The 4,291-nt window shown below is 45.9% G+C and carries 5 protein-coding genes; 4 read left to right on the top strand and 1 reads right to left on the bottom strand.

Annotation, left to right across the window (positions count from 1 at the left end; translation table 11 throughout):
* Window positions 1–228: 228 nt before the first annotated feature.
* Window positions 229–360: a hypothetical protein gene (locus J0895_RS26525; protein ID WP_277989877.1), complete on the top strand. Its 132-nt coding sequence runs from the start codon at window positions 229–231 to the stop codon at window positions 358–360.
* A 96-nt stretch (window positions 361–456) separates the two neighbouring features.
* Here the strand turns inward: J0895_RS26525 and J0895_RS20640 are convergent, their stop codons facing one another.
* A complete protein-coding gene (locus J0895_RS20640) occupies window positions 457–2,355 on the bottom strand; it encodes an ArnT family glycosyltransferase (protein WP_207089878.1) in 1,899 nt (632 codons plus the stop codon).
* A 154-nt stretch (window positions 2,356–2,509) separates the two neighbouring features.
* On the opposite strand from J0895_RS20640, the gene J0895_RS20635 reads away from it, so the two are divergent.
* The 3 genes from J0895_RS20635 to J0895_RS20625 form a co-directional block, all read left to right on the top strand.
* Entirely contained in the window at window positions 2,510–2,755 is a 246-nt protein-coding gene (locus J0895_RS20635; protein WP_207089877.1) for a hypothetical protein, read from the top strand.
* A gap of 69 nt (window positions 2,756–2,824) precedes the next feature.
* Window positions 2,825–3,157 (top strand): DUF565 domain-containing protein, encoded by a 333-nt coding sequence (locus J0895_RS20630; RefSeq protein ID WP_207089876.1) that lies wholly within the window; start codon window positions 2,825–2,827, stop codon window positions 3,155–3,157.
* Between the two features lie 56 nt (window positions 3,158–3,213).
* Window positions 3,214–4,291: glycerate kinase (locus tag J0895_RS20625; protein ID WP_242541463.1), on the top strand; the 1,078-nt coding region annotated here is incomplete at its 3' end.

Raw genomic sequence — 4,291 nt, 5'->3', positions numbered from 1 at the left:
GTTCGTAGTAACGACTTTAGTCGTTTCTGACCGAGTAATAAACAAAGCGAGCAAGATGCTCGCACTCCTGGAAGCTCATACTCCTGGAATCTCGCCAACTCTATCGCGATTCTATAATGAATTAGAAAATCAAGCATAAAATCAGCGACGGTCCCCGGACCTTGGCAAGGGGAGGGTTAGGGTGGGGTCCTCCTGACGTGGCAAAGCCACGTCAGGAAGAATTAGTGGGTGGAGTGTCGGAGTGACGTGGCTTTGCTATGTCACGAAGAAAGAGGTTGGACCCGCCTTCATACAGGCGCGATCGCATCCTTTGAGTGCGTAACTCAGGCGATCGCCACGTCAAGGGGAACCCCACCCTAACCCTCCCCTTGCCAAGGGGAGGGAACCGTCGCTGATTTTATGCGTAAAAAACCTCCTTTTGTAAGATCCTGGAATCTCTCACTCTAGGAAGAATTATCATTTTTCATCCTTCATTCCTATTCCTTCGGGCAAAAACAACTGTTTTGGCATTTCCACTAGCCAATAATTCCCCCGTTCTGCAATCACTTGATAAGCTTCCGGATTAGGAATTTCCAGTCCCTTAATTTTGTCAGGATATCCCAACACTAAAAACGGCAGCAGATTGGGATTTTTTGCAGCTAATTCTTGCAAGTATTCTCGGGCATGATTTGAACGCCTAAAAAATTGAATCGGTTGATGACTGTAAAAGACCAAACTAGGTTTTTCAAACGCAACCATCACCACCTGTTGTTCCGGTTGTTTCACCTGTGCAATAATTTCAGCCAGTTGGCGGACTGGCAATTGTCGTTCGCTATCAAAGATAAAATAAACCGGCATAACTGCCAACATGAAAAACGCCAAAAATCCAGCCATATTAACAGCCATCATCCATCGCCACTGGCGTTTTAAGACCAAAATTACCCCAATTAAGGCACTCGCCATTAAAATTAAAGCGCCTCGTTCAATTAAACCAGAATTGGTCAAAACCATCGGAAATTCTGGCATGGCTGGGTCTGGAGTTAAGAGTCGGGTAATATAGAGAAGGGCAGTCGCCATGAGTAAGAATAAGATTAAGTTACCAATGATGGAAACTCCCACAAATAAACTGAAGCGATCGGGTTTACGATCGCGGTCTGTTTTAAAGCTTTCTTCACTCCAAAACAATGTGACTAAGATGGCAGCAGCAGGGAGGGCGGGAAGAATATAACTGGGCAGTTTGGTGACGGCAACGGTAAAGAAAATAAAGATACCGCTTAACCAAAATAAAGCAAATAACCCTAGATGATTAGCCCGGGGTTGATTCTGCCAGCGACTCCGTTTCCAAAAGCGCAACCGGGCGATCGCAATCGGTAAATAAATCGACCAAGGGGCAAATCCCGTTAAAATGACTAAAAAGTAAAAATACCACGCTTCACTGTGATTGTTGACAACCTGAGTAAAGCGTTCAAAATTATGATACCCAAAAAATGTATCGATATAGGTTTGACCATTGGCTAAAATGACTAAAAGATACCAAGGCAGGGCGATAATTGTGATGATTAAAATCCCGCGCAAGGGTTTGATTTCCCGCCACAATTCTTTCACCTGTCCTAGATAAATTGCAAAAGACCCAATAATTAATCCGGGTAAAACAATCCCTACGGGTCCTTTTGCGAGAATGGCTAAGGCGATAAAACTATAAAAAATTATGTACCAAATATCGGCAGTTAAGACGGTTGATGGCAGAGAAGTTTTGACTTGATTTTCGCTGGTTTGTAAAGCCTGGGAACTGGCATATCCCCAAAAAAAAGCAAGCAGGGCGATTCCCATACAAGCACTCAATAACATATCAGAAACGCCGATTCTTGCCCAAGCAATGGTTTGGAAATTCACGGCGGCGATCGCCCCTCCAAGTCCGGCACAAAACCAGGCTTTTCGAGGGATATTTCGGGGTGGGTCCAGTTCGTTAATTTCTGAGGGAATGGAGGAGTGGGGAATAGTAAAATATAGCAGGGTAAAGAAGACGAAACCCATCAAAAAAATGGCCGATAATGCAGAAGGCAGACGCACCGCCCATTCATTTACGCCAAAAATTTGGTAGGCGATCGCCATCAACCAATAAATCAACGGCGGTTTATCAAATCGCGTTTCTTGATTAAAATAGGGCGTAATCCAATCGCCGGTAACCACCATTTGTCGGGCCGCTTCTGCAAACAATGGTTCCGTTTCATCCACTAACCCAACGCTGCCTAATTTCCATAAAAATGTAATCCATCCAATCCCCAATAGCCCCAAAATTGATAATATTAAAGCGAACTTAGGCGGTACGCTTATTTTACTCTGAGTATCCCAAAAGCGATTCATTTGAAGTTTCATTAGTTGTTTTTGTATCTAGGGTCTGTTATGGTTTACAGTCATTTTTTATTTGTCATTTGTCATTTGTTGTTTGTTGTTTGTCATTTGTCATTTGTTGTTTGTCATTTGTTGTTTGTCATTTGTCATTTGTCATTTGTTGTTTGTTGTTTGTTATTTGTCCTGGGTTATTTGTCATTTGTCCTGGGTTGATGGGGGAGAGTTGGGAGAGTTGGGAGGTGGGGGAGAGTTGGGAGAGTTGGGAGAGTTGGGAGAGTTGGGAGAGTTGGGAGAGTTGGGAGATGGGGGAAAGGGTTGGAATATGCTATTGTATCTAACAAACCGGCAGATGCTTCTTCCTGGATGGAAATGCGGGAGGGAGATGACATCTTTAGGGTCGCCATCAGCAGCGCGATCGCCTTAAACAGAATCGGGTCTCTGACTGAACGGGTCAGGGTTCGAGATCAATGTTTGATTGAAAATGATATAAGCTATGCAGAATACCCGTCTGAACAGTCTGTTTGATGGTAGCGTTTCTGAACTGAGGCAATCTTTACGCAATCCTTGGCGACGGATATCCGTACTGGTGATTAGCTTTTTATTGGGTAATTTTGTGGGAACGTCAATTACCACAATCGCCGGACAAAATGCCAACTTAGATGTGATGGTCGCGGCTGTTTTAATCGTATCAACCGAACTCTATAGTTATTTTTTCTATCGGATTCATAACAAAACGAAGCGATCGCTGTTGGCCCAGGGAATCAATTCCTTTAAAATAGGCATGATTTACAATCTATTCGTCCTCGCCTTTACCCTCGGTTCTTAATGGATTGTTAATCGGAATCAAACGCCATTTTTACCGAATTCCAGGGAGATTGATTCATGGAGAAAGAGTGGGCGATCGCCTCGATTTTGCAGGAGTGGCAGCAGGGACATCTCCCCACCGCATCCACCTGGGAACTGTTAATCCAAGAAGAACTCGCCGACCCTCTTCGGGCTCAGGGGTATGGAATTTCCCCGGAAACGGTGGATTCCCAACTCAGGGCGCGATCGCAGGCATTAGCGGTGATTTTACCCCACCTGAAGCAATTTCCCTTCCCGGGAGATAAAATACTCGAACCCTTATGGCAATTGTGGTTACCCTTGGCGATGAAACTGATCGCCTGTCACCAGGAATCAGGACGACCCTGGATTCAAGGGATTTTAGGGGGACAGGGAACGGGGAAAACCACCCTGGGGAGAATTTTAACCTGGATTTTGACTCATCTGGGCTATTCTACCTTGTCACTTTCTATCGATGACCTTTATAAAACCTATTCACAACGGCAGCAGTTGCGGAAGGAGGACCCGCGTCTGATTTGGCGAGGACCTCCGGGGACTCACGATGTGGAGTTAGGGATGAACCTCCTGGATCGCTTGCGCAATCCCGATGGACAAACCATTGCCGTTCCCCGTTTTGATAAGTCCCTGTGGGAGGGACAAGGCGATCGCATAGAACCCTTACTCATTCAGACTGTCGATATCCTGTTATGGGAAGGATGGTTTGTGGGGGTGCGTCCCGTGGATCCGGCAATGTTTGACAATCCCCCTTGGCCGATTATGACGCAAGCAGACCGCAGTTTTGCCCGCGATATGAATCATCGATTGCGGGATTATTTGCCATTGTGGGACCGATTAGATGGATTGATGGTGTTGTATCCCCAGGATTATCGCTTGAGTTTGCAGTGGCGGAAATTGGCGGAATGGGAAATGAAGGCCCAGGGTAAGGCGGGAATGAGTGATGGGGAAATCGAGGAATTTGTGGAATATTTTTGGAAAGCGTTGCATCCGGAGTTGTTTGTCAGGCCCCTGTTGCGTCCGGGCTCTGAGGTGGACTTGGTGATCGAGATGGGAGGCGATCGCCGTATTATCACGGTTTACAGCCCTCGGCAGATGGGGGAAACTCAGGCATCCCTTGATT

Source organism: Phormidium pseudopriestleyi FRX01 (genome assembly GCF_017313335.1).
Taxonomy (GTDB): domain Bacteria; phylum Cyanobacteriota; class Cyanobacteriia; order Cyanobacteriales; family Laspinemataceae; genus Laspinema; species Laspinema pseudopriestleyi.
This window is presented reverse-complemented; position numbering and strand designations above follow the sequence as displayed.

What these genes read in the sequence shown, in the direction of transcription:
- J0895_RS20630 (WP_207089876.1), top strand. Translation starts at nt 2,825, where the DNA reads ATGCAGAATACCCGTCTGAACAGTCTGTTTGATGGTAGCGTTTCTGAA.
- J0895_RS20640 (WP_207089878.1), bottom strand. Translation starts at nt 2,355, where the DNA reads ATGAAACTTCAAATGAATCGCTTTTGGGATACTCAGAGTAAAATAAGC.